This window comes from Mesorhizobium sp. M1A.F.Ca.ET.072.01.1.1, from assembly GCF_004023325.1.
Classification (GTDB): Bacteria; Pseudomonadota; Alphaproteobacteria; order Rhizobiales; family Rhizobiaceae; genus Mesorhizobium.
Genome location: NZ_RZSF01000021.1, coordinates 1 through 26782 on the forward strand (window position 1 = coordinate 1; position 26782 = coordinate 26782).

Annotated in this window: 19 protein-coding genes and 5 pseudogenes; 8 read left to right on the forward strand and 16 right to left on the reverse strand. The window is 58.0% G+C overall.

Features of this window, described 5'->3' with window-relative positions:
* The 3 genes from EOA32_RS05365 to EOA32_RS05375 form a co-directional block, all read right to left on the reverse strand.
* Positions 1 to 730, reverse strand: a 730-nt coding sequence (locus tag EOA32_RS05365; protein WP_128371087.1) for a LacI family DNA-binding transcriptional regulator, incomplete at its 3' end; no start/stop codon positions are given.
* Between the two features lie 392 nt (positions 731 to 1122).
* Positions 1123 to 2496, reverse strand: a complete 1374-nt coding sequence (locus EOA32_RS05370; protein WP_128371088.1) for a sigma-54 dependent transcriptional regulator — start codon at positions 2494 to 2496, stop codon at positions 1123 to 1125.
* Positions 2493 to 4394: an ATP-binding protein gene (locus EOA32_RS05375; RefSeq protein WP_245499164.1), complete on the reverse strand. Its 1902-nt coding sequence runs from the start codon at positions 4392 to 4394 to the stop codon at positions 2493 to 2495. The genes EOA32_RS05370 and EOA32_RS05375 overlap by 4 nt, the downstream gene beginning before the upstream one ends.
* Positions 4395 to 4598: 204 nt before the next feature.
* Here EOA32_RS05375 and EOA32_RS05380 point away from each other — a divergent pair, with 204 nt between their 5' ends.
* The 3 genes from EOA32_RS05380 to EOA32_RS05390 all read left to right on the forward strand — a co-directional run bounded on the left by EOA32_RS05380 (position 4599) and on the right by EOA32_RS05390 (position 8845).
* Positions 4599 to 6029, forward strand: a complete 1431-nt coding sequence (locus EOA32_RS05380; RefSeq protein ID WP_128371089.1) for a dicarboxylate/amino acid:cation symporter — start codon at positions 4599 to 4601, stop codon at positions 6027 to 6029.
* Positions 6030 to 6588: 559 nt separating this feature from the next.
* Complete coding sequence (gene hisC, locus EOA32_RS05385; RefSeq protein ID WP_128371090.1) at positions 6589 to 7683, forward strand: histidinol-phosphate transaminase; 1095 nt, start codon at positions 6589 to 6591, stop codon at positions 7681 to 7683.
* 133 nt (positions 7684 to 7816) lie between these two features.
* Positions 7817 to 8845, forward strand: coding sequence for an LLM class flavin-dependent oxidoreductase (locus tag EOA32_RS05390; RefSeq protein WP_128371091.1), 1029 nt, complete (start codon positions 7817 to 7819; stop codon positions 8843 to 8845).
* A gap of 231 nt (positions 8846 to 9076) precedes the next feature.
* On the opposite strand, the gene EOA32_RS05395 is transcribed toward EOA32_RS05390, so the two are convergent.
* Together EOA32_RS05395 and EOA32_RS05400 are read right to left on the reverse strand one after the other, a co-directional pair.
* Entirely contained in the window at positions 9077 to 9379 is a 303-nt protein-coding gene (locus tag EOA32_RS05395) for a DUF982 domain-containing protein (protein WP_041008960.1), read from the reverse strand.
* A 318-nt stretch (positions 9380 to 9697) separates the two neighbouring features.
* Positions 9698 to 10384, reverse strand: a complete 687-nt coding sequence (locus EOA32_RS05400; RefSeq protein WP_245499165.1) for a transposase — start codon at positions 10382 to 10384, stop codon at positions 9698 to 9700.
* Positions 10385 to 10895: 511 nt separating this feature from the next.
* Here EOA32_RS05400 and EOA32_RS05410 point away from each other — a divergent pair.
* Positions 10896 to 12498, forward strand: a pseudogene (locus EOA32_RS05410) (MFS transporter).
* Between the two features lie 367 nt (positions 12499 to 12865).
* On the opposite strand, the gene EOA32_RS05415 reads toward EOA32_RS05410, so the two are convergent.
* The 9 genes and pseudogenes from EOA32_RS05415 to EOA32_RS05455 all read right to left on the reverse strand — a co-directional run bounded on the left by EOA32_RS05415 (position 12866) and on the right by EOA32_RS05455 (position 21933).
* Entirely contained in the window at positions 12866 to 14824 is a 1959-nt protein-coding gene (locus EOA32_RS05415) for an ABC transporter ATP-binding protein (RefSeq protein WP_128371092.1), read from the reverse strand.
* The gene (locus EOA32_RS05420) at positions 14824 to 16584 is read right to left on the reverse strand and encodes an ABC transporter ATP-binding protein (RefSeq protein ID WP_245499167.1); all 1761 of its coding nucleotides are present in this window, start codon (positions 16582 to 16584) and stop codon (positions 14824 to 14826) included. Before EOA32_RS05420 ends, EOA32_RS05415 begins: the two co-directional genes overlap by 1 nt.
* 203 nt (positions 16585 to 16787) lie before the next feature.
* Complete coding sequence (locus EOA32_RS05425; RefSeq protein WP_128371094.1) at positions 16788 to 17672, reverse strand: SIR2 family protein; 885 nt, start codon at positions 17670 to 17672, stop codon at positions 16788 to 16790.
* A gap of 42 nt (positions 17673 to 17714) precedes the next feature.
* Positions 17715 to 17927, reverse strand: coding sequence for a putative nitrogen fixation protein NifT (gene nifT, locus EOA32_RS05430; RefSeq protein WP_128371095.1), 213 nt, complete (start codon positions 17925 to 17927; stop codon positions 17715 to 17717).
* A 15-nt stretch (positions 17928 to 17942) separates the two neighbouring features.
* Entirely contained in the window at positions 17943 to 18248 is a 306-nt protein-coding gene (locus tag EOA32_RS05435) for a nitrogen fixation protein NifZ (protein ID WP_128371096.1), read from the reverse strand.
* Between the two features lie 95 nt (positions 18249 to 18343).
* Positions 18344 to 18538 (reverse strand): 4Fe-4S dicluster domain-containing protein, encoded by a 195-nt coding sequence (locus EOA32_RS05440; protein ID WP_128371097.1) that lies wholly within the window; start codon positions 18536 to 18538, stop codon positions 18344 to 18346.
* Between the two features lie 33 nt (positions 18539 to 18571).
* Positions 18572 to 20053: a nitrogenase cofactor biosynthesis protein NifB gene (gene nifB, locus EOA32_RS05445; protein WP_128371098.1), complete on the reverse strand. Its 1482-nt coding sequence runs from the start codon at positions 20051 to 20053 to the stop codon at positions 18572 to 18574.
* Positions 20054 to 20209: 156 nt separating this feature from the next.
* A pseudogene (locus tag EOA32_RS05450) lies at positions 20210 to 20425 on the reverse strand (homogentisate 1,2-dioxygenase); the annotation flags it as partial.
* 149 nt (positions 20426 to 20574) lie between these two features.
* Entirely contained in the window at positions 20575 to 21933 is a 1359-nt protein-coding gene (locus tag EOA32_RS05455) for a Fic family protein (RefSeq protein ID WP_128371099.1), read from the reverse strand.
* A 490-nt stretch (positions 21934 to 22423) separates the two neighbouring features.
* On the opposite strand from EOA32_RS05455, the pseudogene EOA32_RS05460 reads away from it, so the two are divergent.
* The 3 genes and pseudogenes from EOA32_RS05460 to EOA32_RS05470 all read left to right on the forward strand — a co-directional run.
* Positions 22424 to 22753: pseudogene (locus EOA32_RS05460) on the forward strand (inositol monophosphatase family protein); the annotation flags it as partial.
* A 75-nt stretch (positions 22754 to 22828) separates the two neighbouring features.
* Positions 22829 to 23074: a DUF4170 domain-containing protein gene (locus EOA32_RS05465; RefSeq protein WP_128371100.1), complete on the forward strand. Its 246-nt coding sequence runs from the start codon at positions 22829 to 22831 to the stop codon at positions 23072 to 23074.
* Positions 23075 to 23079: 5 nt separating this feature from the next.
* Positions 23080 to 23469: pseudogene (locus EOA32_RS05470) on the forward strand (DUF374 domain-containing protein); the annotation flags it as partial.
* A gap of 314 nt (positions 23470 to 23783) precedes the next feature.
* On the opposite strand, the gene EOA32_RS39650 reads toward EOA32_RS05470, so the two are convergent.
* Both EOA32_RS39650 and EOA32_RS40520 read right to left on the reverse strand, forming a co-directional pair.
* Complete coding sequence (locus EOA32_RS39650) at positions 23784 to 24440, reverse strand: hypothetical protein (RefSeq protein ID WP_245499169.1); 657 nt, start codon at positions 24438 to 24440, stop codon at positions 23784 to 23786.
* Between the two features lie 44 nt (positions 24441 to 24484).
* Positions 24485 to 24577 (reverse strand): annotated as a pseudogene (locus EOA32_RS40520) (nucleotidyl transferase AbiEii/AbiGii toxin family protein); the annotation flags it as partial.
* Between the two features lie 1168 nt (positions 24578 to 25745).
* Here EOA32_RS40520 and EOA32_RS05485 point away from each other — a divergent pair.
* Entirely contained in the window at positions 25746 to 26702 is a 957-nt protein-coding gene (locus EOA32_RS05485) for an omptin family outer membrane protease (RefSeq protein WP_245499166.1), read from the forward strand.
* Positions 26703 to 26782 lie beyond the last annotated feature (80 nt).

The window sequence follows — 26782 nt, forward strand, 5'->3', positions numbered from 1 at the left end:
TATCGCGAGTGGCCTCGTACGTGGTTTGCCGCGTATCGACGTTCACGCGCGTGTCCAGCACCTCGAACATCGGTGCTTTCTCACGAAAGTATGACCGAAAGCCGGTTTCTCGCAATTCGGGACCCTGAAAACGATGGCTGACGACCAAGACCGCCACCTTGCCCGGCCTTTTTGCAACCTTGGAAAACATCCAGGCGGCCGTCCGTCCAACCTTGCGGTTGTTGAGGCCCAGATAGCCCTCGCGCACGCCGGCGGCAAAATCGGAAAGCAGCGAAAAAACCGGGGTTCCGTTCGATTTGAGTTCTTCGACAGCTGCCGTGACGGTTGGATGATCCGGTGCCATCATCGCGATCGCGTGGCAGCGTTCACCCATGTCCTCGAGCAGCTCGACCAGGTCGCCAGGCCTATGCGACGGCGCGAATTCTACGACTGGAACGCCCCGGAAGGACTGTGCCGCGCTGACAGCAGCTTTGATCTCTCGCGCGAAATCCTGATAGAAATGCTCGGCCGGCATTCTGAGAATAAAGCCTAATCGGTACTCCGGCAAAATCCGCTGCGCGCGCTGCTGCATCAGACCAGCTGCGTTGTAGCCGATGGCGCGGGCCGCCTCGCAGACCCGTCGTGCGGTCTGTTCCCTCACCAGTCGACGGCCGTTCAAAACCCGATCGACGGTCGCTACGCTAACCCCGGCTTCGCGGGCGAGATCTGCAATTGTGGGGCGCTTGGTCATGATTCGAGTCTAACAGGAAGTCATGGGGAACATAGAGGACGGGTCACGGAATTTGACAGAATGTGTCAGTCTGCGTTGATGCCGGCGATGTCGCAGTAGACTCCTTCTTGGCCGGATTCGGCGATTACGGTGCATGCTCGTTGGCAGTTCGACGCAACTGCTGATCACGCATCGACCGAAAGAACAGATATGCAGCACGAGGTCTTTCAGGTCTCGGAGCCAAAAGGGATTGCCCCTCCAAACTGCCCGATCATCAGGCGCCCCCCTCTCACGAGACGATCCGTCAAAGCGCGCCCCTGACGTATCCGCACCGGCAAGTGTTTTGTTGGGCGCAAGCAGCTTAACTTTCCCGGCGCCCACATACCATAGCAGCCTTTCGGCGACGGGCGAGTTCAAGAAGATTTCGAACAATCGCGGCTGCTTCGATATACGCCCGGAATTATTCCATAGCGTTTCAGCTTGTCGTAGAAGGTTTTGCGGGGCACCTGCAGAAACTCGGTCGTCCTCCTCACGTCGCCATCGCATTCCCGCAATGCGTTGCGGATAACGGCCGCCTCATAAAGACTAACCTTTTCAGAAAGAGAGAGACTTAATTCATCGCCTCTTTTTCCAGGGAGCGAATTCCGCGCCCCTTCAAGTCCCAATGCAACCCGATCGGCGAAATGCGCGAGTTCGCGCACATTGCCGGGCCAATCATGGCCCATGAGATGATTACGCACGGCCGCGGTTATCTCCCACTCTGGCTTGCCGAAGCGTTTGCACGCTCGTTCCAGGAAATGCGCAAAGAGGATCGGGATGTCCTCACGCCGCTCGCGAAGAGGCGGAATATTGATCGTCACGACGTTCAGACGGAAATATAGATCTTCCCTGAAGTCACCGCGGGCGGCCGGATCGCTCAGATCGACCTTTGTCGCAGCTACGACACGAACATTGATGCTGCGGGTTTCGTTGGTTCCGAGTGGTGTGACCTGGCGGGTCTCGAGTACCCTTAGGAGTTTTATCTGGAGTGCAGGCGGCATCGACTCAATTTCGTCGAGGAATAGCGTGCCGCCATTCGCGTATTCGAGGCGACCGATCCTGCGCCTGTGCGCACCGGTAAACGCGCCTGCTTCGTGGCCGAAAAGTTCGCTTTCGATGACACTTTCGGGCAGTGCCCCGCAGTTCAAAGCCACGAACGGCTTGGTGCTTCGTCTGCTCCAGCGGTGAAGCAAATCCGCGACCACCTCCTTACCCGTGCCGGTTTCACCCTCCACAAGGACGTCCACATCCGTATCGGCGATCTGTCGAATCGTTTCTCGCAGCCATGTCATACTCGGCGCGTTCCCTAGGAGAGGCATATCGCCCGCGGATCGGACGACCGCATCTCTGAGGCGCCTGTTTTCTAGGACCAGGTGCCGGCTTTCGGAAGCGCGATACAGCGTCACCAAAAGCCGGTCGGTGTCATATGGCTTGGAGATGAAGTCGTAAGCGCCGTCCTTGATGGCGGCAACGGCAAGTTCGACATCGCCGTGCCCAGTGATCAGGACAAAAGGGATGTCCGGATCGATTGCTTTCACTCGGTCAAAGAGCTGAAGCCCGTTCATTCTGGGCATGCGGATATCGCTGACGACGGGACCATTGAAGTTCTCGTCGATTCTGGCGAGTGCGGCCTCGGCGGAATTGACGACGATAGGGCTAAAGCCGGCAAGTTCCAGCATCTGCCCTGCAGCCGGCAGCAGATCATCGTCGTCGTCAACGAAGATGACAGGCCCTTTTTCGCCACTCATTCGGCACGCCTCAATTCGATGGTGAAGGAAGTCCCCTTCTCGTCGCTGGCATCGAGTCGCAACGAGCCGCCAAGCTCACGGGCGATTTCCTCTGAAATAAGCAGGCCAAGGCCGAGCCCCTTTTCCTTGCTTGTGGTAAATGGAATGAAGAGGCTCTTGCGAATTTCAGGGGCGAGGCCGGTACCGTTGTCTCGAACCGAAATGGTGACTATTTCCTTGTTCTGGGCAAGTGCTATCTCGATCCGCGGCTCCGGCAGGCCCTTCAGGGCATCGAGCGAATTCTGCAAGAGATTGACCAGGATTTGCTCAAGCCGAACGCAACTTGCTATCACCGTCGGAGACGGATCTGTCCGTTGCCGTTCGATCGTCACGCCAGATTCGCGGATGCGGCCCGAAAGGAGCGAAAGCGCCCCGTCGATCGCGTCCTCCGCCGATATTGGCCCCACGGGACCGGTTGCGCGGCGAGAGAACGACCGCAGCGTTTCGGTGATCGCCCCGATACGTCCCGTTATAGCGATGATCGATTTCAAATTCCTGGCGGTTTCTTGCGGCCTGTCGCCCCGGAGAAGACGCGATGCATTTTCGGCATAGGTGCGAATTGCTGTGACCGGCTGGTTAATCTCGTGAGCAACTCCGGCTGCGATCTGTCCAAGAATTGACAGGCGATTTGCCTGAGAGAGTTCTTCACATAACCGGCGCACCCTTGCCTCGGCATTCTCGCGCTCGGCTATCTGAGCTGCGAGCGCTTCGTTCGAGCGGCGGAGCTCTGCCGTACGCAAGTTGACGCGATGTTCCAGTTCCGCGTTCATCTGCGCAAGCGCCTGCTGTCGTTGTCGGATCGCCCGGCGCCGTCGAACAATAACGGCAACCGCAAATGCCACGAGCACGAGGGCAAGCAGTGCTGTCGCGCGGGCTGTCATCATCGCCGCGGAAATCTCTGCATCGGCAGGAATGAGCAGTGACAGCCGCCAACCTGGGACCACTTTGCCGAGATCCTGCGAAACCGTGACAAAGCCGGCTGCCTTGTCGACGGTACTTGCGGTGACCAGGTTGCCGCCGCGGTGCGAAAGCGGAACTGGCTCGAACGCCGCGCCAGGCAGCTGCAGCTGATCGCGCGCGATTTTTGCGTCTTTTTTGGAAAGCGGGGAGAGAGCGCCAAAACGCCATTGAGGCACGCTGGTTGAAAGGACGACGCCGCGCTCGTCGCTCGTGAAGACCACGAACCCGCTCTTGCGCCAGCTCGACTCCACACGGTCGAGCTCGACCTTCACGACGACGACGCCGAGTGGCCCCTCCGGTCCATCGATCCGGCTCGACAAGAAGAGGCCAGGGCGCTTGCTAACGGTACCAAGTGCGTATTGCGTGGCCATGCCGGTCGCCATGGCTTCAACGAAGTAATGACGGAAACGGTAATCGCGGCCGACAAAACTGGTGGGCTCGCCGGCATTGCTCGCAGCAACCGCCGTTCCCTCACTGTTGATGACGTAGATGACTGAAGAGGCGGCCTCGCGCGCGATGGCTCGAAGCTTTTCATCCAGGGCAGCTTTCCCATCGGCGCCCGGGCTGCGAAGCATCTCCTGGACCGCACCATCACGAGCCAAGACGCGCGGAATCAATCGCTGCTTCTCGACATCTCCTTTCAAAGTGTCGGCTGCAAGTGGGCGCGCTGCAAGAGCACGATCGCGTAGGTCTGACTCAGCTTTGGTGCCGGCAATACGGCCGGCTGCAAAAACAAAAAAGCCGAGCCCGGCACCAAGAAGTGCAAACAAAACCGCAGGCCAGAGAAATCTGCCGGTGCCCAATCTGCCAGGGAAGTTGAACGGGGCCCTATGCAAGCCACCCTCGCTGATGCCGTCGTTTACTACCGCGTTCGCCACCTTAGTGCTGGATTTCGCCAAATGGAACCACCAAGTGCGGAAATTCACACATGTGGATGGGGCTCAACCTCCCTGAAAACATCCGAAATTGCGCGATCCGCTCGGCCTATCCGTTTGGCATATGTCTTGCGACGAACAGCGCAGCAGCGTTCGACCGGAGCGCAGCGGCCGGGAATAACCCGGGGAGGAGAGGCAGTGCCGAGATCCGGTCTGGGAGAGAGATTTATGTTGACCCCAAAAGGCCCCAACGCAAATGTCGCGCCTCGCAAGCCTTTCTATGCACGGCTTTATGTGCAGGTGATTGCCGCCATCGGCCTGGGCGTCGTGCTCGGCCATTTCAACCCCGAAATCGGCGAAAACATGAAGCCGCTTGGTGACGCCTTCATCAAGCTCGTCAAGATGATCATCGCACCGGTAATCTTTTTGACCGTCGCGACCGGGATCGCCGGCATGCACAGCCTTCAAAAGGTCGGCCGGGTAGCCAGCAAGGCGATGGTCTATTTCCTCACCTTTTCGACGCTGGCACTGATCGTCGGCCTCATCGTGTCCAATGTCGTTCAACCAGGCGCCGGCCTCAACATTGATCCGGCCTCGCTCGATATCCAAGCCGTCAATCCCTATGCCGCAAAGGCCCACGAGCAGTCCGTGACGGGCTTTCTGATGAACATCATTCCGACCACGATTGTGGCGGCCTTTGCAGATGGCGACATCCTTCAGGTCCTTTTCTTCTCGGTCCTGTTTGGCATTGCGCTCGCGATGGTTGGAGAGATGGGCAAGCCGATCACTTCCTTGCTCCAGGCTCTCACCGTGCCGATCTTTGCACTCGTTGGGATCCTGATGAAGGCTGCCCCGATCGGCGCGTTCGGCGCCATGGCATTCACAATCGGCAAGTACGGCATCGGCTCCGTCGTCAATCTCGCGATGCTTGTCGGGACGTTCTACCTCACGGCCTTTCTCTTTGTGTTTGTCGTTCTCGGCGCCGTCTGCCGTTTCAATGGCTTCTCGATCGTTTCTCTCATCCGGTACATCAAAGAAGAGCTCCTATTGGTTCTTGGAACGTCCTCCTCGGAGGCCGCGCTGCCCACTCTCATGGAGAAGATGGAGAAGGCTGGCGCCAAGCGTTCAGTCGTGGGTCTGGTCATTCCGACGGGATATTCCTTCAATCTGGACGGCACCAACATTTATATGACGCTCGCGGCCCTCTTTATCGCCCAGGCGACGAATACGGATCTCTCGATCGGCGATCAGATCCTATTGCTGCTCGTTGCTATGCTTTCCTCTAAGGGGGCGGCGGGGGTTACCGGCGCCGGATTCGTCACACTGGCCGCTACTCTTTCTGCGGTGCCGTCCGTTCCGGTGGCTGGCATGGCATTGATCCTCGGCATCGACCGCTTCATGTCCGAGTGCCGGGCCCTTACGAACATCATCGGCAATGCCGTGGCAACGCTCGTGGTCGCCCGTTGGGAAGGCGAATTGGATCAGGCGCAGTTGGAAGCCGCGTTTGCAGGGCATCATCTTGCCGAGACATTGGCCGGCCAGCCACCCGTCCCGCAGCCGCCAAGTGAGGCCGCCTCGTTGCGACTCGTCTCGTCGCCGGATCGCTCACCACCACAGCACGGGCGAGCCGCAGACACCAAGCGAGGACTCACGGATTGATGAAAACAAACGCGCTGACGGCAGACCAATCGCGCTTGAGCAAACAACGTTCATCAATGTGCGCCGAGTTTTTGCGTGGAACACCCTTCACCGGCACCGTGTCGATCATAGCGATTCAAACGAGTCGACCCGGGAAATCCAGTACGAGGATCGGGAGGTCCTGGCCGGCTATTGGCGCGAGCGGTAGAAATACTGTGGCGCCGCGTTAGCCGTCGTCGAAAAGCAATCTGGAGCAGTTAAACGCCGGTTCGCAACCAGCCTCCAATTTGTCGATGAACAAATGGCGAAGCATGCGTAAGCGAAGCATAGCCTTAGAAACAGACGGTATCATCGTGCCACCTTTAAAACAATCGCGCGGATCAAGATGAAGTCGATGGCACAATTTTGCTAACAATAGAAGAAAAAGAATTTTGCTTATACGAGCTAATCGGGTTTTGAATGACATCAGATAAAAGGTGACATTTCAACTTATAAATCGGAGGTAGCGAAATTGGCGGGGGAGCAAAACACTAGAAAGTTGAGGGCGGATGATTAAGCCCTCATGTCAACTGGAGAGGATATGTCGGGAACAAAACTAAAAAGCGTGCTTTCGTCGTTTTCGCAGGTGCCAGGGGAACTAAAGCCTTTGCCCTCCGATCGCCATTCATTGGACGATAGCTGCGTCCGGTTGCATACGACCGAGAATCCATTTCCGATGCCGGAAGTCGTAATGCAAAGTGCAATTGCCGCCCTCGAGCAGCAGTATCTATATCCAGAACACGACAACATCGGCTTGAGAGAAGCGGCGGCTGATGCCTACGGCCTCACCAAGGATCAAGTGATTGCCGGAAACGGATCCTCCGAACTGCTGGGACTCATCTACAGAGCCTTCCTCGCCCCTGGCGACAGCGTGGCGATGCTATCGCCAGGCTTTTCGTTCAACCGCAAACTCGCCATGTTGCAGGGGGCTCAAATTCTTGAAATCGGATGCGGTCAATCTGATGTCCTGCCGGTAGAAGAATTGCTCTCTGGTCCCGCAGAAGGCGCCAAGTTCATTCTTCTAGCTAACCCGAACAATCCAACTGGAACATTCGTTTCGGTGGCCGATATCGAACGCCTCGCGGCGCAGTCGGATCGCCTGATTGTTCTGGATGAGGCCTATGTCGACTTCGCCCCGGATAATGGCCTGCGCCTTATCGATCATTATCCCAATATTCTGCTCCTACGGACATTTTCAAAAAGCTACGCCGCCGCCGGTATCCGTATCGGCTTTGGATTTGGTCATCCCGAAATCATTGGACGGTTGCGCAACATCCAAAATGTTTTCAACATGAACGTGATCGGCCATGCGGTTGGCGTCAGCATCCTTGCGCATCGCGACGCCTATGAAGAGAACCACAGACACATCAAGCAGGAACGGGAGCGCGTATCCGTCGCGCTCTCGCAACTGGGATTTTCCGTAACGCCCTCGCATGCAAATTTCTTGCTAGCCCGCGTGCCGGCAGGACAAGACGGTAGGTGGTGGCAAAAAGCGTTGAAGCGGCGGAAAGTACTAGTCGCCGCGTTTCCAGAGTCATTTTTGAAAAACCATATAAGAGTAAGCATAGGCACAAGAGAACAAATGGACATACTGTTGTCTGAGGCTTCCGAAATTCTGGGAAGACCGAAGCAGTAATCCGGTCGCCTGTAAAAATCATTTTTATATCCCGCGGAAAGCGGTTGCTTCGCAGAAATATGTCGTTGCTCTGATCGCTTCGAGCCCGGTCCGAAGCAAGGACATTCTGCGTCAAAACGCCGGAGACAATAGAGTGAACAACGTCTTGCCTTGGAAGCCGACCTTCGGAATCTTCGATCACTTGGATGAGGACGGTCGCGACATCGGCCTACAATACGCCGATCGCCTCAAGCTGGCGGAGGCCTGCGATCACCTCGGCTTTTATGCATATCATCTTGCAGAGCACCACTGCACCGCCCATGGGAGAGGTGCGTCGCCAAATCTCTTCTTATCGAGCGTCGCACAGCGCACCCGCCAACTGCGTGTGGGCCCGCTGGTGATGCTCCTTACCCTTTACCATCCGCTTCGGGCGTTCGAAGAGATCTGTATGCTCGACCAATTGAGTGGTGGCAGGGTGGAGCTCGGCATAGGGCGAGGCTCACTCGCGGCCGAATTAGGTTATTTTGGGATTGGCGCGGACGCAGTGCCAGGCCGTTATTTGGAAGCCAGCGAAATCGTAATCGCCGCCATGAAAGGCGGGAAGTTATCCTATCGAGGCCGCCACTTTGAGCTGAATAGCGTTCCCTTGACGCTGAGACCCCGTCAGCGCCCGCGTCCTCCGACATGGGTCGCCACCAATCGACCCGAGTCGGCAGGTTGGGCCGCCGCGAACGGCGCAAATCTCGCCTGCGTGGGACATAGCTCCTCCGTCCGCAAAGTTACCGACGCCTTCCGCGCCAAGCGGGAGGAAACCACTGACAAAGGTAATCCGTCGCCATTGCTAGGATTGGTGCGCATGATCGTGATTGGGCGTTCTGACACGCATGCCTATTCGATCGCGGCACCTGCTTATGAAACATGGCTCAAGAGCTTCAAGTTTCTTTACGACCTCAATGGCATTCCGACTCCACCAAACCTGCCGCTGACCTTCGAAGCAGCGATTGAAAGTGAACTGTGCATAGCGGGAACGGCAGCTTTTGTGCGGGACGCTCTTCTTGGTCAGTTGGAAGTTGCTGGGGCCAACTATCTTCTTTGCCAGCTCGCGTTTGGGGATTTGCCATTGGAAGCGTCTCTATACACTGCAGTGACGATTCATTCTGAAATCATGACCCGATTTGACTGACCATGAACCCGTGGCGTAGGGCGGCTCGAAGGAGTCGCCCGCGGCGTCTTACCAGTAACTAGCGCGCTGCCGACCATAGGCTTGCAGCGCGTGGCCGACGTGGGATTCCATCGCTATGCCTGCCTAGGTCGGACGCCGTTTCCGGACGATGATTAGAACTGGTTTCTGGGGACGCGATACTCCACGGGACCACATTGCCCCACGTTACACCCCCTCGCTCAACATCGCTGTTCACACAGACCGTTTGCCACTGCCCGTCTTGCAGGCGGCAATCCACTGCATCGCCGAGGTTGGATCTTCCAATATGGCGGCCCGTTTCGCAAAGCCGTAAAAGGCAGCGCGGGCTGCGCTTAAGGGCTTGTTCCCATCGTAAGCGTCACAACATGCTTTAAGGGCAGTCTCGTGGATCAGGTCCCTGCGATCTTCGGGCCACTCATCGAGAAAATCGATGGCGTCCTCGAGGTTCGCAATCTCTTGCACGACATAGGCGGCACGCTTCACGAAAATAGGACTGCCGAAGACCTGCGCCTTCATTTCGTTTCCTCCCAACCCTGCTGAACGGCCACTTGCGAGGCGGACCTCATCGACAACCCGCCGACCATTGCAGAATGTGTTGTCAGCCCGATGACGCTTCAAGAGGAAAAGGCGGCAATTCATCCTCGGGAGGAACTGGATCGATCACCGATCTATGCCGCAGAATTGGCCGCGTCGACAAATTTCGATCGTTCTGGCGGCCGCCGATGAACGGCGAACCCAGTCGCCCAAACCGGTCTTTCACCGCAACGAAGCGAAAGACAGCACGACATCGCCTGGCAGCGCGCCGATATAGGAAGCTGCAAGCTCGGGGCTGGATTAATCCAGCCCAAGCCTTTTCTTCAGTTCCGCATTTTCCTTGCGCAGACGATCCGCAAGCAGGCTCTTCAGCCGCTTGTTTTCTTCCTCGAGCGCGACAAGATCCTTCAGCTCGTCGCTGTCCCTTGCAGGCGTCGCCGCTTTCTTCCAAAGATAATATGTCTGTTCCGAGATGCCGGCCTGCTTTACCGCGCTCTTGAGAGTGGTGCCGCCGCCGATCGACGTCTCGATCTGAGCGAGCTTCTGGCCGCGCTCCCTTACGGAGTAGACCTTGCGGCCTGTCCGTGCCGATGGCGGTGCTTCAGTGGTCGCGGAGGTCGGCTTGGCGCCGTTCTTGCGGCCAGGCGCGCTCGGCTCAGCGTTTGGCTTTCTCGACCGCGGTGTTCTTGCCCTCGATTTTGACGTCTCCGCTCCGGCTGCCGGTTCGGTAGGAATTACTGCTGTTTCGGTTTCCATGCGATTTGCCATGAAATTCTCCATTTGCGGTTTGTGCAAAGGTTCAGCATCAATGGCCACGGCAGTAGAGTCAACAAGCTGACGATTTGACGGTTGAATCTTCTGGAGTCCCTCTGAAGTTTCGGCCATCGCCGCGGCGATGTCAAAATCACCCCAGATGGATCGGGTGGTTTTTTGATAACGGCGCTTCTGTTTGACTTCCACGGTGAATGGTCGCGTTTGCCGCCTCATAGTTCCTTCCTGGTGAGAACGAATAAAAGAATGAAGTCGCCGCTCGAGACTCCTGGCGGTTCCTGGTTCGCGCGGAGCTTTATCGTAAAAGTCCCTCGACGAGCAAGTGACACCGGTCGAGCCAGTGTTCGCAAGCGGGCCGAGCGCAGGCCTCGGCGCCAGAAGAATGGCTGCAAGCTACGGGAGTGGGTGCATTCGGCTCGGAAATGCTTGAGCGTCCGAAGCTGCAGGGCGGTGCAGTATCGGATCAAATGTCGCATCTTGCCGTCGGCGAACTCGGGAACTCTTGTTGAAATTGAAAAACTGCGGCATCTCGATTGTGTTCAGCGCGCATGAAGAACTCGCCAGCAGATGATAAGGCCGGACCTCGCCAGCGGTTTAGCGTCTGCCCACAATCATCTGCCTGGGTTAGCAGGCGCGCTCACTGTGGCAGCTTGGCTTGAGCCGCGAGGCCGTGGTTGAGTGAGCTGAAGAGATCCAGCCTCGCGGCCGATTCCGAAGCTTTCCAATAATGGCGAAGAGAACATCTGCACTCGTACCCTTTCAGCACAAGACATTCCGTTCTCTGTGGTCGGCGGCCCTTGTTTCGAATCTTGGGACGCTAGTTGAAGGTGTGGCGGCTGCGTGGCTGATGACGAGTATTGCCAGCTCCCATGGAATGGTGGCGCTTGTACAAGCATCGACCACCTTGCCCTACATGATCTTCTCGCTCGCAGCCGGAGCGCTCGCCGATAACTTTGACCGTCGCCGGATCATGCTAATGGCGCAACTGCTGATGGTTTGCGTATCAGCGTCCCTGGCGCTCTTGACCTACGCCGGGGAAATCACACCCTGGACGCTTCTGGGTCTCACCTTCCTGATCGGCTGTGGTTGGGCATTGCACGATCCGTCGTGGCAAGCCTCGATGGGAGATATCCTGCCTCGCGAAGACCTCCCAAGCGCAGTTGCGCTCAACGGCATGAGCTACAACCTCATGCGCAGCATCGGACCGGCGATTGGCGGCATAATCGTGGCGACCGCCGGGGCAGCCTTCGCGTTTCTCTTCAATGTATTTTGCTATGTCGCGCTGATCGCCGCCCTCTTGGGCTGGAAAACTGTGCCGGCGCGACGAGCGCTGCCGCGGGAGGCTTTCGGAAGCGCGATGGCGGCAGGATTCCGCTATGTGCTTATGTCGCCAAACCTTCTCAAACTGATGTGCCGGAGTTTCATTTTCGGCCTCACTGCAGTCGTCATTTTGGCCCTCCTGCCGTTGGTTGTTCGCGAACAGGTTAAGGGCACTGCGGTCACGCCTGGGAGCAATCTGTGGCGCGCTCCTCATCGGACGAGCCCGCGAAGTTCTCTCCAACGAATGGGTTGTTCGCGGTGCGTTCTTTACACTGGCGATCAGCTGCTTGCTTCTGTCGTGGAGCGAGCACGTTTGGCTGAGCTGCCTCCTCGTCATGCCAGCCGGTGCGGCATGGATCCAGTCATTCTCGCTGTTTAACGTCACCGTTCAGCTTTCGGCGCCTCGCTGGGTGGTGGGACGAGCCCTCTCTCTCTATCAGACGGCCGCATATGGCGGCATGGCAGCGGGAAGTTGGCTCTGGGGCCAGTTAGCGGATCTGCAAGGCGTCTCGGGAGCCTTGCTCGTCGCAAGCCTGGTTCTTGTATTTGGCGGACTGCTCGGCGTTATTTTGCGTCTTCCGGATCTTGAAACGCTCAAACTGGATCCGACCAACACCTTCTGCGAACCAACCCTGTAGCTTGACCTTCGACCACGAAGCGGTCCGATCATGATAATGGTCGATTATCGTATTCACCAGAACGACGTTCCAGAATTTCTCAATGTGATGGCATCATGGCGAAAAGCCCGACTGCGAGACGGGGCCAGGCAATGGGCGCTGCTGCGTGACCTGGAAAAGCCCGAACTGTGGACCGAATGTTATCATGTGCCAACTTGGGTCGAGTATGTTCGCCACAACAACAGGCAGACCCAAGATGACGCCGAAATCGTTGCGCGCCTTGAAGCCCTGCACTGTGGCGACTGCCCGCCCAGAATTCACCACAAGATCGAACGGCAAACCGTGAGCGTACATGACGATATGCCGCTCCGGCCCCATTTCGACAGGACTTGAGCGAAACCGCAAACCAATAGCTTGGCTCAAGATAAGGCGGCGCCGGAAGCCCCGTTTGCTCAAAACGATGGAGCAGATCTTGGGCCAGCGATGCGCCAAGCGCGTAGCGTTTCTCGTCTTCGTCCATGAGGCTAAGGCCCGGTCAGATTTCGGCGATCTATGCTAGCCAATGAATAAGCGATCCTCGTCGGGCTTCAGCAAGTCAATGACGCGTGATTTTCTGAGACGCCGCGAGGCTTGGACAAAAGTCACGGGATCTATCGCGAGCCTTTTTTCGTGAAAATCAAACGCCCGTCATGTGTGGTGGCGATCTCGACATCGCACAGGCGCTCGATCTGCTTGTGCAAGGCCGGCAATGCGTCGGGTATCACCGTTCGGCAAAGCGCTTGCACCAATGCGCTGGCTCCTCAGAACTTCGCGCCTCAGATCTGTAGCCCGCTGCTTCGGAGGTTTCGGGTTGCTCATCGGGCGTGTCGTCGAACGAGGCGTGGTTGAGCATGTAGAGTTTGGAATAGAGACCGCCCATTTCGATCAACTGGTCGTGCTTTCCGGATTCGGCGACTTTGCCATTCTGAAGAACGATAAGGCGGTCGGCGCCTCGGACTGTGGCAAGGCGATGGGCGATGACGAGGCCAGTGCGGCCTTCGAGGAGCCTGACCATAGCCTTCTGAATCAGCATTTCCGTATAGCTATCGATATTGGCGGTTGCCTCGTCGAGTACCAGAATCTTGGTGTTTGCGACAAGCGCACGGGCAAAGCTGATAAGCTGGCGCTGGCCCAGCGAGAGATTGCCGCCGCCTTCACACAGATCGGCATCGTATCCACCAGGAAGGCGCACAATGAAGCTGTGCGCGCCGACCGCCATAGCGGCCTCGATAACCTCTTCCCGCGTGGCTTCAGCCTTGTGGTAGCGGATGTTCTCGAAAATCGTGCCGGTAAAGAGGAACGGCTCCTGGAGCACCATGGCGATCTGACCGCCAAGCGATTTCTGGGTGAGATCGCGCACATCATACCCGCCGACCAGCACCTGGCCCTCCTGGACATCATAAAAGCGGTGGACGAGAGCCATTGCACTGGATTTACCTGAACCGGTCGGCCCCACCAGGGCGACGGTTTCGCCGGGATTGACCCGAAACGACACGTTCTTCAATACCGGATGCTTGGGATCATATCCGAAAGTAACGTTCCTGAACTCGATCGAGCCGTCCATCTCGGGGGAAAGCACCGTGGCATTCGGTTTGTCCTGGACCTCAATCTTGACGTCAAGAACGTCTGTCAGTCGCTTTCCCGACGCCATCGCCCTTTGCATGATCGAATATTGCAAGGTGAGGGAGCGGATCGGATCGAAGAAGCGCTGGATGTAGAAGAGGAACGCGACCATCACACCCACATCGATGCGATCGCTCATCACCATTGAGCCGCCGACGACGATGACGACGGCCATGGCGACGCCCGTCAGGCTATCGACGATCGGCACCATGATCTGGCCGTATTTGGCGGCGGCCAGGTTTGTCTTGAGATTGGCGCGGGCTTTGTCGTCATAGAGCGTTAGATTGACCTGCTGGCGGTCCAGGGACTGCACTGCCCTTACGCCATGAATGGCCTCGGCCAGCGCGCCGTTGGAAACCGAATTGGCCTCGTTGGCAGCCATGAAGGCGCCGCGGGCGCGCGGCAGCCAGAAGATGCGCACGATGAGGAGAACAGGCACCAGTGAAAACGTAAGGATCCCCAAGCGAACATCGAGCCACAGCATGACGAAGACGATGCCAAAGACAAGAATGATGTCGCCCAGGCAAAACACCGAGGTTTCGAGGAATTCCTGCATGGAATTGACGTCGCCCTGCAGACGCGACATCAGCCGTCCCACCTCTGTCTTGTCCATAAAGGAAAGCGCCACGTCTTGCAGATGGCCGAACGTGGCGCGCCGAATATCGAACAGAACTTTCTCCGCCATTTTGTAGACCATGATCTCTTGCGTGCAGCTGGCGCTGAAATTGACCGAAATGGTGAAAAGGAAGGCGCAGGCGGCTCCGAGCAGAGCCGAACGATCGCCGCTTCCCGGCTGCATGCCATGGTCGATAGCAAAGCGGATGATCAGCGGGACGAGAAGCTGCGTGCCGGTGAGGATCAACATCGCGGCAACCGAGACTATCAAGTTGGTGCGGTAGGGTCGCACGAACCCCCAAATGCGTCGGACAATATTCTTGTCAAATGCCTGCCCGAACATCTCCTCTTCGATGCGATGCGAACCGACGACCGCATGGGGCGGACGTCGGTCTTCGTGGGCATCGTCGCGGTGCGTCTCGACTTCGCTACCCTGGAGCATCAGCTCACCCCCTCTTGGTTGGGCAGCATGTCATCAAAAGCGCGCGCTTGGAGATCGTAGAGGGCCTTGTAGCGTCCGCCCTTCGCCAGAAGGTCCTCATGAGTGCCACGCTCGACAATCTCGCCGTTCTCGATAAACAGGATTACGTCGGCATCCATGAGCGAACTCAGCCGGTGGCCGATGATGATGGTTACGCGGTCCTTGGCAAAGTGCCGCATCGCGGAGCGAATGCGCTGTTCTGTGGCGGCATCGATCGCGGCAGTCGAGTCGTCGAATATGATGACCGACGGGCGCAGCATCATCGTGCGAGCGATCGTAAGGCGCTGACGCTGGCCGCCCGACAGAGATATGCCGCGTTCGCGCACCACCGTTTTGTAACCGGCCGGCAACCGGAGAATGTAGTCATGAAGCTGAGCCGACTCGCTCGCGCGCTCGATCCGCTGCGCGTTGGCCCAGGGATCACCATAGGCGATGTTGTTTTCGATCGTCGTGGTGAAGATGAATGCATCCTGCTGCACGACCGCGACGGCTCTGCGAAGCGTCGCCAGGGTGACCTCGCGGATATCCTGACCGTCAAGCGTGATGACGCCGCTGGCGACGTCGTAAAAACGAGGGATCAGATGAGCAATCGTCGACTTACCCGCGCCGGGCGGGCCGACAATTGCAATGGTTTCGCTCTTGCGGGCTTCAAAACTGATATTCTTCAGAATTGGGCGGTTCTCGGCGTCCGAATAGGCGAACGAAACATCCTCGAACCGCAAGGTGCCCTCGCTGATTTCGAGCGGTTTGGCGTCTGCTGCGTCCTTGAGCGCGATATCCAGGTCAAGTAACCCGAACAGGCGCGAACCACATGTCGAGGCTCGGGCAAAGCCATCGACTATCAAGCCTATCTGGCGAACCGGCATCTGGAGGATGGTCATAAAGGTAAGGAACGTGGCAAGTTTTCCGACGCTGATTTCGCCTGCGATGACTTTGTTGCCGCCGATCCACAGAACTAACCCCATGGCGAAAAAGAACGAGAAATTCATCGCGGAAATATTGCGCACGTAAATCTCGGCCCGTTTGTGCATGAGGCCAAGCGCACTCATCGATGCGCGGTCGAACTTCAGCATCTCGTAGGCCTGCGCTGAAAACGCGCGGACAACCCGGACGCCGGTGAGATTTTCTTCCATTACACGGCTGAGGTCGCAAAGCCGCTCCTGCAGGTCAAGCCAGGTGGCGCGCAGCTTGATCTGTGTGATTGATGAGCGCCATCCGACGAAGGGCACAAAGCTCAGCGCGAGGAGACCAAGAACCAGGTTGATGGAGATCAGCATGTGGGCGCCGACCCCGATCAACATGACGAGGAGCACGGCGCGAACCAGAGCGGCAGAGAAGTACACACGCACGCCTTCCAGATCGAGCATGCCGATCGTGATCAGATCGGCTGAATGCGCCTGGTCGTGAAAAGAAAAGCTGAGCCGCTGGATCTTCTCATAAAATGCGACCCGCAGTTCATACGCGACGTGATGTCCGACCGCTTCGGCAAAATAGTTTTGAGCCAGCGTGAAGAGGCCGCGCAGCACGCAAATGGCAAGCAGCAGCAGCGCCGAGGTCCGCAGCCCCTCTTGCGCTGCCGCTCCGCTGACACCCCCGCCGATGGCTGTCTGGGTCTGGTCTATGGCCTGGCCGAGGAGCTCGGGGATGAGCAATTGGAGCGATGCCGCAACGAGTGTCGAACTAATAGCCACGGTGACCTGCCAGGAGTGCCGCAAATTCATCCGGGTAATGCGGGCGATCGTGCTCAAGCCCTGGACCGGACCGGCCGCTTCTCCATTGGCGAGCGAATTCCCGGGCTTCGTCACGCCGCCGATAGCCTTACTGTTCGGGGGTGCATTCCAGTGATATCGGGCGGTTTGGGGGGCCTTGGCACGCCCGACTGCCCCGTCAAATGCCCAGGACATGCAAAGCTGGTTATCATCTGCTAAACGCCTGTTCCAACCAGTTGAGCCGCGGCTTCGCCTGCCGGCATGTCTATGACCGTGATTGCGTTTGCTGCAAGGAAGCGGCGTTCGTTTTTGGTCAGCGTTGCCGACTCCATAGCCGCGAAGTGCGGGCCGCTTGAGCGCTTGATGACCTGTCTGGCGTAGGTGCGCAGCATTTGGTCGTCGAACCGGCAGCCGAAGAAGAAGAAGCCGCGCTTGGTGCGCCGTTCCTTCACGGCGCGCGGGATCGGAGTCTGGATATCGATTTCGGTTAGCGCTTCGACGTAATCCGAATCTGCGATAAGGAAGTTTGCCGCCGGCTTGATGCTGCCGTGCGGGGTATAGAGGACTGTCGTTGCCGCCAAGTCTGGTTGGAGTTCCGTTCCAGACAAATCGTACGTTTTCGTCCAAACGTCGCCAACTGCGTGCGCCCGCGTGACGCCTTGAATTTCGACGACATCAGTGCGGCCGGTGTCTATGAAGGCCGCGCGCATGGCGCCGTCGTACCAGCTATCGACGATCAGCGAGAGGGGAAGTGTCGCGAGCCATGCATGGAAAACGGTCGGCGCCACCGGGCCTGCGAATATCTCAGCCATCCAGGCTTGGAGCGTCCGCCGCTGCCGGCGCTGCTCAATGAATTGAGCGACCGACCACATATTGGTGCGAATCTTGGAAGGAGCGGGCGCCCGCGCGTTGAATGCTGCGGCAACGGCTTGCGGCGTGTGCGGTACCGGCGGTTCCTCACACCTAAGCCGAAGCAGGTCGGGCCCCAGATACGGGATGATCTCATCGGCGCAGAGAGCCTTCTTCAGCAGTTTAAGCTGCTTTGCGGCATGACTGTCCCGATTGATCATGAGATGGCCCAAGGTCAGGATGTTATTCATGCTCGGTTCCCGTTGACGCTCTCAGGTTGCCGACCTGCGGCATCAATCCTCCTCGGAGATCTTTCTTGCCTCGACGGTGATCGGCAAAGGTGTATCTCGCGGAAGGTCGGGCAGAACGAGCCGCCAGCCGTTCCTGAGCGTTATAGACCCTCCCCATAGCTCTTCATTCTCGACGCCGATGATCGGCTCTTCGAGATCCTTCTTGGGCACATACGCCGACAGGCCGGCGCCGGTCTTGCGGATCATAACCTTCATCGGGCTGTTCCCTTTCTAGTGACCACAAGTGATTTCGGCACAAGGATCGCTGGATTTGTCGAGGCTGATCAGTTCGTGGGCGCGCATGCCAACGACGGTGCCGCGATCGAACCATTCGACCGCATAGATGTAGAACTGCTGGAGAAAGGTGCCGATGTCGCGCACATAGCCTTCATCGCCCTTCCGCACGAGGTTTGCGCCTATCTCCCTACCGGGATAGGTGCCGTCATTCTTTATGTGGCGTGTGGCACGGACCCGCTCGCCCGGCATAAATCGCGGAGGCTTGCGGATCTCGACCTCCTGTTCGCGTCCGAGGCCCATCCCCTTTCTTCCTTCCTTGCGGCTTCAGTTCGTTAATAAAGGAGGTCATGGCGTGGTCCGCAAGCGACCTCGACCGTGCCGCTAACCCGAGTGGGTTAGGCGGGAATGCAGGTCCCCGGCACCGGGCATACCGAGGCGCATTGCTGGGTGTCGAAGGCCTCCTTGCACTCGGTGCACTGCTTCGGATCGACCACATAGGTCTCGCCCTTGAATTTGATCGCGCTCGATGGACATTCGAACTCGCAGGCACCGCATTGCGTGCATTGCGAGGCGATGATCTTGAAGGCCATTTCTCAACTCCTGATTCGGTTGGGACGAGACGCTCAAGCCGTCGCCGCCAGTGGTTCGCTCCCAAACTCGGCGGCGTAAAGCGCGCTGATAGCGGTCTCGATGTAGTCGTAGCCATAAACATCCATTGCCCGGATTCCAGCTTCCGCGAGCTGATCCTTGGGGCAATCTCCGATCTTGGCGCACAGCACGATATCGATGCCTTTGAGCGCAGCTATGACGCCTTCGAGGGTGGCGTCCGCGCCCCGGCCGCCCAGGCAATACTGCTCGACCTTGCGATGCCCGATGAAGCTGATCCCCCTGTGAGAGGCCTCATAAACCTGGAATTCTTTCGAATGGCCGAAATGTTCGTTGATCCGGCCGCCGCCCTTGGTCGCCACAGCGATGTGGAGCGATTTGCCCGAACCCGTTGCCTTGACCGTCGCGACCGCTTGGCTTTTGGCTGCCACGTGATCGCCGCGCTCGCGCGCGACCACCTCCCGATAGGCGTTGCGTTTGCTGGCGTCGTAGGTGATGTCGTCCGAAATCTGGTCGATCGTGAACTCCTGGCCACGATCCTCGCCAAGCAGGCCGACAGCGTCGGCCCGGCACTGCCGGCAATGGCGCATCAGCTTGACGCCATCTTCAAGGCGATCCTGAAGCGTCTTCAGTTCCAACGCAGTTGGGCCGCGCTGCCCGCTCAGCCCGAAATGCGTACCGTGCGCCGGGTCGGAAATCAGTGGCATGACATTGTGCAGGAACGCGCCGCGCTCCTTTACCCATTTATTGACCTCGATCAGGTGTTCGCAGTTGACGCCGGGGATCATCACCGAATTGATCTTGGTGAGGATGCCGCGCGCGGTCAGCATCTCCAGGCCCAACATCTGCCGCTCGTGCAGGATCCTGGCAGCGTCGATGCCGGTGTGGCGGCGATTGTTGTAAAAGATCCAAGGATAGATCTTTGCGCCGATTTCGGGGTCGACCATGTTGATGGTGATTGTCACATGATCGACATTCATGTCAGCAAGCTCGGCAACATGATCCGGCAACGCGAGACCGTTGGTGGAGATGCACAGCTTGATGTCGCTGATTTCCGTGGCGACGCGTTCGAAAGTTGCCTTTGTCTTCTTCCAGTCGTAACAGGCGTCGCCCGGCCCGGCGATCCCGAGCACCGAGAACTGGGGCACTTCGTTGGCGACCGCGATTACCTTGCGTCGTGCCTGGTCTGGAGTAAGCTTTTCCGAGACGACCCCGGGCCGGCTTTCATTGGCACAGTCATATTTGCGATTGCAGTAGTTGCACTGGATGTTGCAGGCTGGAGCGACCGCCACATGCATGCGCGCGAAATAGTGGTGCGCCTCTTCGGAATAGCATGGATGGTCCTTGATCTTCTCCCAGACAGCGGAGTCCATCTCGTCCGGTTTTGCGGACGAGCCGCAGGATGAAGATGCGCAGCCGGCGGATTTCGCCATCGTCAGCAACTGGTCGAAGGATTTGGTGCTGACCAAACTCTCAAGCGAAATCGTCGGTAAAGACATGAACGGCTCCGTTCCTGGGTGGACGTTGCAGTTCGAAGCGCAAAAGTTGTGCCAGCTCAAAAACGCGGTTTTCAGTTCAATATGTCGGCTTTCATGCGCGATTCCGTCTGTTCGTTACGTCACATTTTTGTCGGGCTTGCGACTTGAACAGGCCGGCTCGCTCCACAGCGGCACCGGGTTCCAGCGATACTGGCCGAGCGCCGGCTTATGGTCGCCGAGATTGGGCGCGGTCTTCCAAAGCGGATAGTGCGCGGCCGTTAAGCGGCCGGGGTGCCGGAATCTCGGCCGGATGCGGTAGAGCCAGCTCGTTGGTGCCGCGGGGCGGAAGAGCGAGCCCGAAAACTGCTCGGCATAGAGGCCTTTGGCCGGCCGCGAGCAATCTGCTCGGTCGGATTGATGACGGAGACGGCGGACCCATTGACAGGCGTCAATTTATGCATCTTTCATGCAACATTGCTTTGGCCGAAAAATATACGATTATATCAGTGTTTGCCGCTGCGATTTATGCAGCAGGCCTACGGTCAAACGTGTGCGCCTCCGCCGGGTTTCACCCTGTGATATTTTTCGACAAGGTCAGGCGCGACACCGTATGCGACGCAGTTCAACTCATTGATCGACACGATGATGTCAGCGAAGGACTGAACTATGACATCCAGGTCTTCTCCCTCGAGCTCCCTGAATGCGTCTCTCGCGAAATCGCTTGGCATCAAATCGGAACTGGCGACTGCCTGGCTGAGATACTCAGCGACGGCGTCGTCAAGGCGCCGTCGCATTCTGATCTCCACTGAGCGCGGCACCCTCTTGGCGGTCGTTGCCACGAGGTAGGACGGCGCTGTGATCGCATAGCCTTCGGCGATCGCTTTACCGAGGTGGCTTGTATCAGCCAGTTCGTACCATGTCGTCATGCCGATCCCGTAAGCGGCTCTACCCACTCCGATGAAGGAGATGGGAGGCAGTCCTGCTTTCAGTAGCGGGATGTTGCTGAGCAGTCGCCCGGTCCTCTTGTTGCCATCGACGAAGGGCTCCAGGTAAGCGATGCCTGCAAGCAAAGCGAAGGAGGCCTCGAACGGATCTTTCGCTGTGGACGCCTTCCAGCAGAGCTCCGAAAGTCCCATTGATAACTCGGTGTGGTCGGACGACGGAACGTATGAACTGGTCGTGATGCTAACCGGGTCGCGTCGAACCGCGCCGAGATTGTTCTGCCTGACCAGAGTGCGCATGAGCATCGCGTTCAGTCTCATCACCGTCTCCGGAGCGATCTCCACTGTCGCAATATTGTCGATGACCCAGCCAATCGCCTGCTTGTGGTTCAAGATCATTTGGACTTCGATTTCAGACTTTCCGCCCGCGACCTCCGCGTATTTGATGAGCGCCTCGGTCTCAGGCAGGGAATAAGTATTTCCTTCAAGCGCCGAAGAAGCCCAGGACATCTCGATCAAGAATCTTTCGGCGATTTCACGCGTGTAGGTGGAAGGGTCGAGCTCTAGGCTACCCTTTCCGACGGACTCCGACATGAGCGCATGCGAAGCAGGATCAAGCCAGGGTGCAATGTTGGGGTCGTAGGATCTAAAGCGGTCTGGATCGTATTTCACCTGCGGTCGAAGGTGGCCCGGAATCGCAAACCACTTCGCTTCCGCCGTTAGGCTGAACGATGCATCTCTCGTGGTTCCTGACTTCTCGACGAGCCCGGCTGCGCCGAGTTTGGCAAGAGCTCTTGAGACCGAAGACTGACTGGATGGGGCAAGCTCTAAGAACTGGATTATCTTGGCCTGCGAGAGTCCGTTACCGCCGCGCCGAACGAGGGTCTCGTAGATGTTCTTTTCCAGGCCCTGGAGTTCCGGGACGCGAAGTACGGGATGCATAATAGCGCTGCCTCTCATCGTTTCATCCAATTAATGCATAAAATCTGCATAATTTCAAGCACCTGTCCTAGAAAGGGCGCGGAATGCATAAATTGTTATCGCAAGCATCTGATAATAAACGAATCTTTAGGGTATTGGATTGCCAGCATAAAAGCTGCATAAAACAAGGTTGACCATTGGAGGCATTCTCCTGAAGGCCTATGTAAAGGCGGATCAGCCAGCGCGATGCCGATCGGGAGCTGCAGCGAATTCTCCGGGACGATCGGCCACCTTCGTGCCTGCAGGAGCGACCAACAACCTGACCAAGCGGGGATTTTTGTGACTGAACAAGATCAGATGGCCCGGCCGCTATCGACAGGGCTCAACTTACTCGGATTGAAGCTGTACAGGAGGGGTTCCTATGCCAGCACCTGTATGCCACCGCCGCGCTGCTTCGAGCGAAGCATACCGGCGCCGTCAACGTCGTTGTCGAGAGTGATGAGGATGTTGAGGTCGAGGCGGCTGATTTATCGGCGGACCCAAGCCGCTGGTCGATCGGATGCCGCAAGCCTGGCACGACAGGCTGCGGCGGACGGCCTACATTCCTTCGCTCGCCTACCGGCTGGCGATGATTGCCACCGGCAAGCTCGACGCGACCTTCGTCAAGCCGAGCGCGCATGACTGGGACATTGCCGCCGCCGATCTCATCCTCACCGAGGCTGGCGGCGCGTTGCTCGACCGCCACGGCAAGCCGCCGCGCTATGCCGGCGAGGTGATCAATCACGGCGCGCTCGCCGCCGGCAGCGGTGAACTGCTCGGCGTCCTCGCCAGGGTCATCGCGGAGATTGATCAAGGGTGAGTCGGCCCGCAGTTCCAAAATCGGTTTCTTTGGGCTAAACGTTTCACAAAATTCATGAATCTGCGAAGGATCGGCATGGCCGTGGAAGACGGAAAGAAGCAGCTTTTGCACCTGGTTTTCGGCGGCGAGCTGAAAAAGCTGGGTGGAACCGAGTTCCGTGATCTCGACACCCTCGACATTGTCGGCATCTATCCCGACTATCAAACCGCGCTTGGCGCCTGGGAAGCCAAGGCGCAGGCCAGTGTCGACAATGCCCATATGCGTTATTTCGTTGTCCATCTGCACCGTCTGCTCGACCCAGAATCAAAGGTCGGCGGTTGACGTCGATGGAGCATGAAGCGGTGAAAGGGGCGACCAGGCGGCGCGCCGCCAGACGTGGCGGAACGCGTACGCTGTGGCGGCGCATCCGCGAGCCGTTGGCGCAGTCGAGTTTCGTCAAGAATTTCATCGCCAGCCTGTTCGCCTGGTTCCTGCGGCTGATTCGGCTCACCAGCCCGCTTGTCGAAGGCTCGACGAAGGTTGCCGGCGGCGCTTATGCGCATCTCGAGCCCGGCATCATCGCGCTCTGGCACGGCCAGCAACTCCTGACCCCTGCCTATTACCCCAAGGGCCGGCCGCTGGTCGCCATGGTCTCGCGCAGCGCCGACGCCGACCTCCAGGCACTGATGCTCGAGAAATTCGGCATCGAGGCGGTGCGCGGTTCCGGCGGCCGCAATCTTTCGAGGCCTGTCCGGTATCGTAGACCGAACCTTCGATCGCTTCCCGAAACTGTTTGACGGCCGCGCTTGGCGTCGTCTCGGCAAGGTAGGCGAAGTTGCTGGCCGAAATCAGGCGAGCGCGCAGAAAGCGTGTTCGAGCGCCCGGAGCCTAGCAAGGTCGTCGTGACCCCAATCAGCGGTCATCACTGTCCCTCTTTCGCCGCTCCGATTCAACGGCGCCTGCCTGTCGAACATGGCCTCGACGACGATTAGATCGTCGTTTCGCCTTTGTCAGTCCTCAACCTAGAGCTGCCCCATTAGCAGGCCGCCGCCTAACGGGGGTTCCATGCTCGAAAAGGAATCTCGATCTTGGTGTTGTCAGGGGAAGTCTTGATCAGCTTCATTCCGCCCCTTTCGAGAACGTCGACCGCGATGTCTGCGATTGGATCGAACTCTGCCCGCTCATCCCATTCGCCGAGCCGATCCCAAAGTTTCCTGTAAGCGGTTTCGAGCTTTTCGAAATACTCGGTGAACCGATGATCGTTGAGCGCTTCGGCCAATTCGGGAAGATCGGCGATCTTCGCGGCATTAGGTAGCAAACGCCAGCAAACGCCACCAATACCCAGCCAAGTAGTAGTTCTGCCTACATTTTTCATTGTCGACAAGCAATGCAAAAAAGAGAATTTCCTATTTCTGATCAAGAAGCGTGAGCAATCGCTCGGTAACGACATGGGCGGCAGCATCCGTTTCGTAGGGATGCGGACCCATTCGGAGCATGGTGTCCATGTCGGAGCGAAACTTCGGCCTTTCCCCTTCTTCGCCAATTCCTCCGCATACTCGGCAAAGGTGATGACGGATCCTTCACGTTGCATGTAGTCCGCGAATGCAGCGACGGCTCGTTGCGGATCAAGACGATGGGCGGCCTCGGGAGTCGGCGCGGTGAGCGCCCACCAAAGATCGAACAGGTCGCGCCCCTGATTGCGCTGCAATAGCGGTCGCCAACCAGTACCAAGTCAATATCCTCGGAGTATCGTGCGGCTGGAGCGAGATGCACTTTGTGGAGGACGGTGCCTCCGCGCATGGCGACCTGCTCGGACAGAAATGGGTCGGAGAAGATTGCGACCATCGCTCGGGTGAGCAAAAGGTCCTGCTCGACCTGGGTGTCCTCGGGCCAAGGCGCGTGCTCTCGCCATGTGATGATGTCTCTCTGTGGAATCACGAGGTCGCCTCCAGGTTCGAGTTCACCCTGATGTGCCAAGCCATGTCGTCCTCCCAGGGTGAAGGCCCGCCGACCTCCAGTTCCACTTTCCTCGGATGGCGTCCGACCAGCCACTCCTTTACGGCGGACGATGATCGAGACGGTCCACTTCGATCAAGAAGATATCCGAGACGCTGGGCCGACGGTGTATCATCGGTAGCGTTCAACGCTTGGACCAGTCGATCTCTCCGGAACGCCCTTGCCAGGTCAGCTAGGATCATCGCCGTTCGGTCGATGCCGCAGGGGCGGTAACGCAACAAGTCGAGGATGGTCGGTTCAGGCTCACTGATGGCGACGGTGCCCCACGGATTATGGCGGCTCCCTGTCTGGACACCTGAAATATCGGACTTGGCGAAAAACCGCAGTCGCGTACGTCCTACTTCCAGAGGGCGGAGCCACCGGGAGGTCACCACTTGCGTTTCCATGATGGCGAAATGGGCCCGATCCGTGTGCCTCTGCCGCAGACAGGAGGCCCAAGTAGTAAGGCAAGTGGAGATGTTCCATAAGATCGCTGATCCACCAATCAATAGGTGGCGCCCCCAGCGTACGGTATTCCGGCGGTACGATGACGAAGAAGTCAGCCTTGCGGGAAATCCGCGTGATGGCGCCAGTTTTGGCATGACGCATGAGCGCCGCTTGGAGGTTGGCTCCTGACGGCCCCGGTGCGCGCGGCAATGTCGCTCGTGGAGAACGTGCCATTGCCACGCCGATTACACCGTCTTCTTCGCTGGAGGCCGTCAAAGGTCGAAGGCCTTCAATGCCGCGATCGAGAGTGGCTAAAGCTTCATATTAGTCCCCAGAAATGGTAACGCCATCGACGCCGCTGAGGTCCATCGATCTGCCGAGAACCCTCATCGACCCTAATACTCGACTCGCGAGCGTTGTCCTCGCTCTCAAACGGGCCGCTGAGGCTGATATATGGTGGTGCCAGCATCGGCCCACCCGAGCAATGCAACGTATCAAATATCTGTTACATGAATGCCATAGCCAGATAGGCGGCAAATCGCTACGGCTCGAAAAAAGACGGGAAATATCAGTGAAATACCAATCGGTCGTCGCGCTTGGCATCTCGGCAACGGTGTCTTCTGTCGCGCATGCGAATGACAAAGCCGTTTATGCCCATCCGGGCCAAAGTGTCAGTCTTCAGGCGGGAGTTGGCTACACTTGGCTCGAAGGCAACGAACTGGTCTACGATGGTCAAGGCAATCGGATCAGCCATCTCATCTGGGATACGCAGGCGCCCGTCCTGACGCTTGGTGCCGATGCCGAGGTCACTGACAATTGGCGGATCATGGCGCATGGCACGTTCGGCTTCTCCGGCACCGGCAAGAGCCATGGTGCAGACTACGATTGGATTGTGCCACTCAGCCCAAGCTACGCGTTCAACGACTGGTCGGGCCGATCCCTTTCCCCGGCCGATCTGGACCGTTATATCGCTGTAGACATCGCAGCGGGCCGCGACTTCGTCATCGACGACGCCACCAAGGTCAACATCCAAGGCGGCTTCAAATACACCGATGTCAAGTGGACCGACCATGGCGGTTCCCACGTCTACCGCTCGGCAGGGTTTCGCGACGACGTTGGCACTTTCGCGAACGTGCCTGGCATCACCTTCGAGCAGCGATATCCTGCCATTTTCCTCGGCGCTCAGGCCGCGAGGACCAGCGGCCTATGGACCTTCACCGGGCTTCTTCGTGGCGGCGTATCGGTAAGCCCTTCCGATACCGATCATCACTGGCTCCGTGACATTCGTTTTGAGGACCGGTACGATCTCGCGCCCTTCGTCTCCCTCGGTGCACAGGCCGGCTACAAGGTCGCCGCGAACACCGACTTTTTCGTGGGAGGCAGTTACGACCGCTACTTCAGGACGAAGGGTGACATGACGCCTTACGACATCCCGACCGGGACGCAGTTGGGCGGTCCGAACGTCAACTCAGCTGGCATGGACTTCTACTCGTTGACGCTTTCGGCTGGCCTGAAGATGACGTTCTGACCAATCGCCGAGAGGTTGCCCGGGGCTTGCGAGGCTAGCCGCCCATATCGGCGGCTGGGCAACGCAATTCCGGGCAGAAA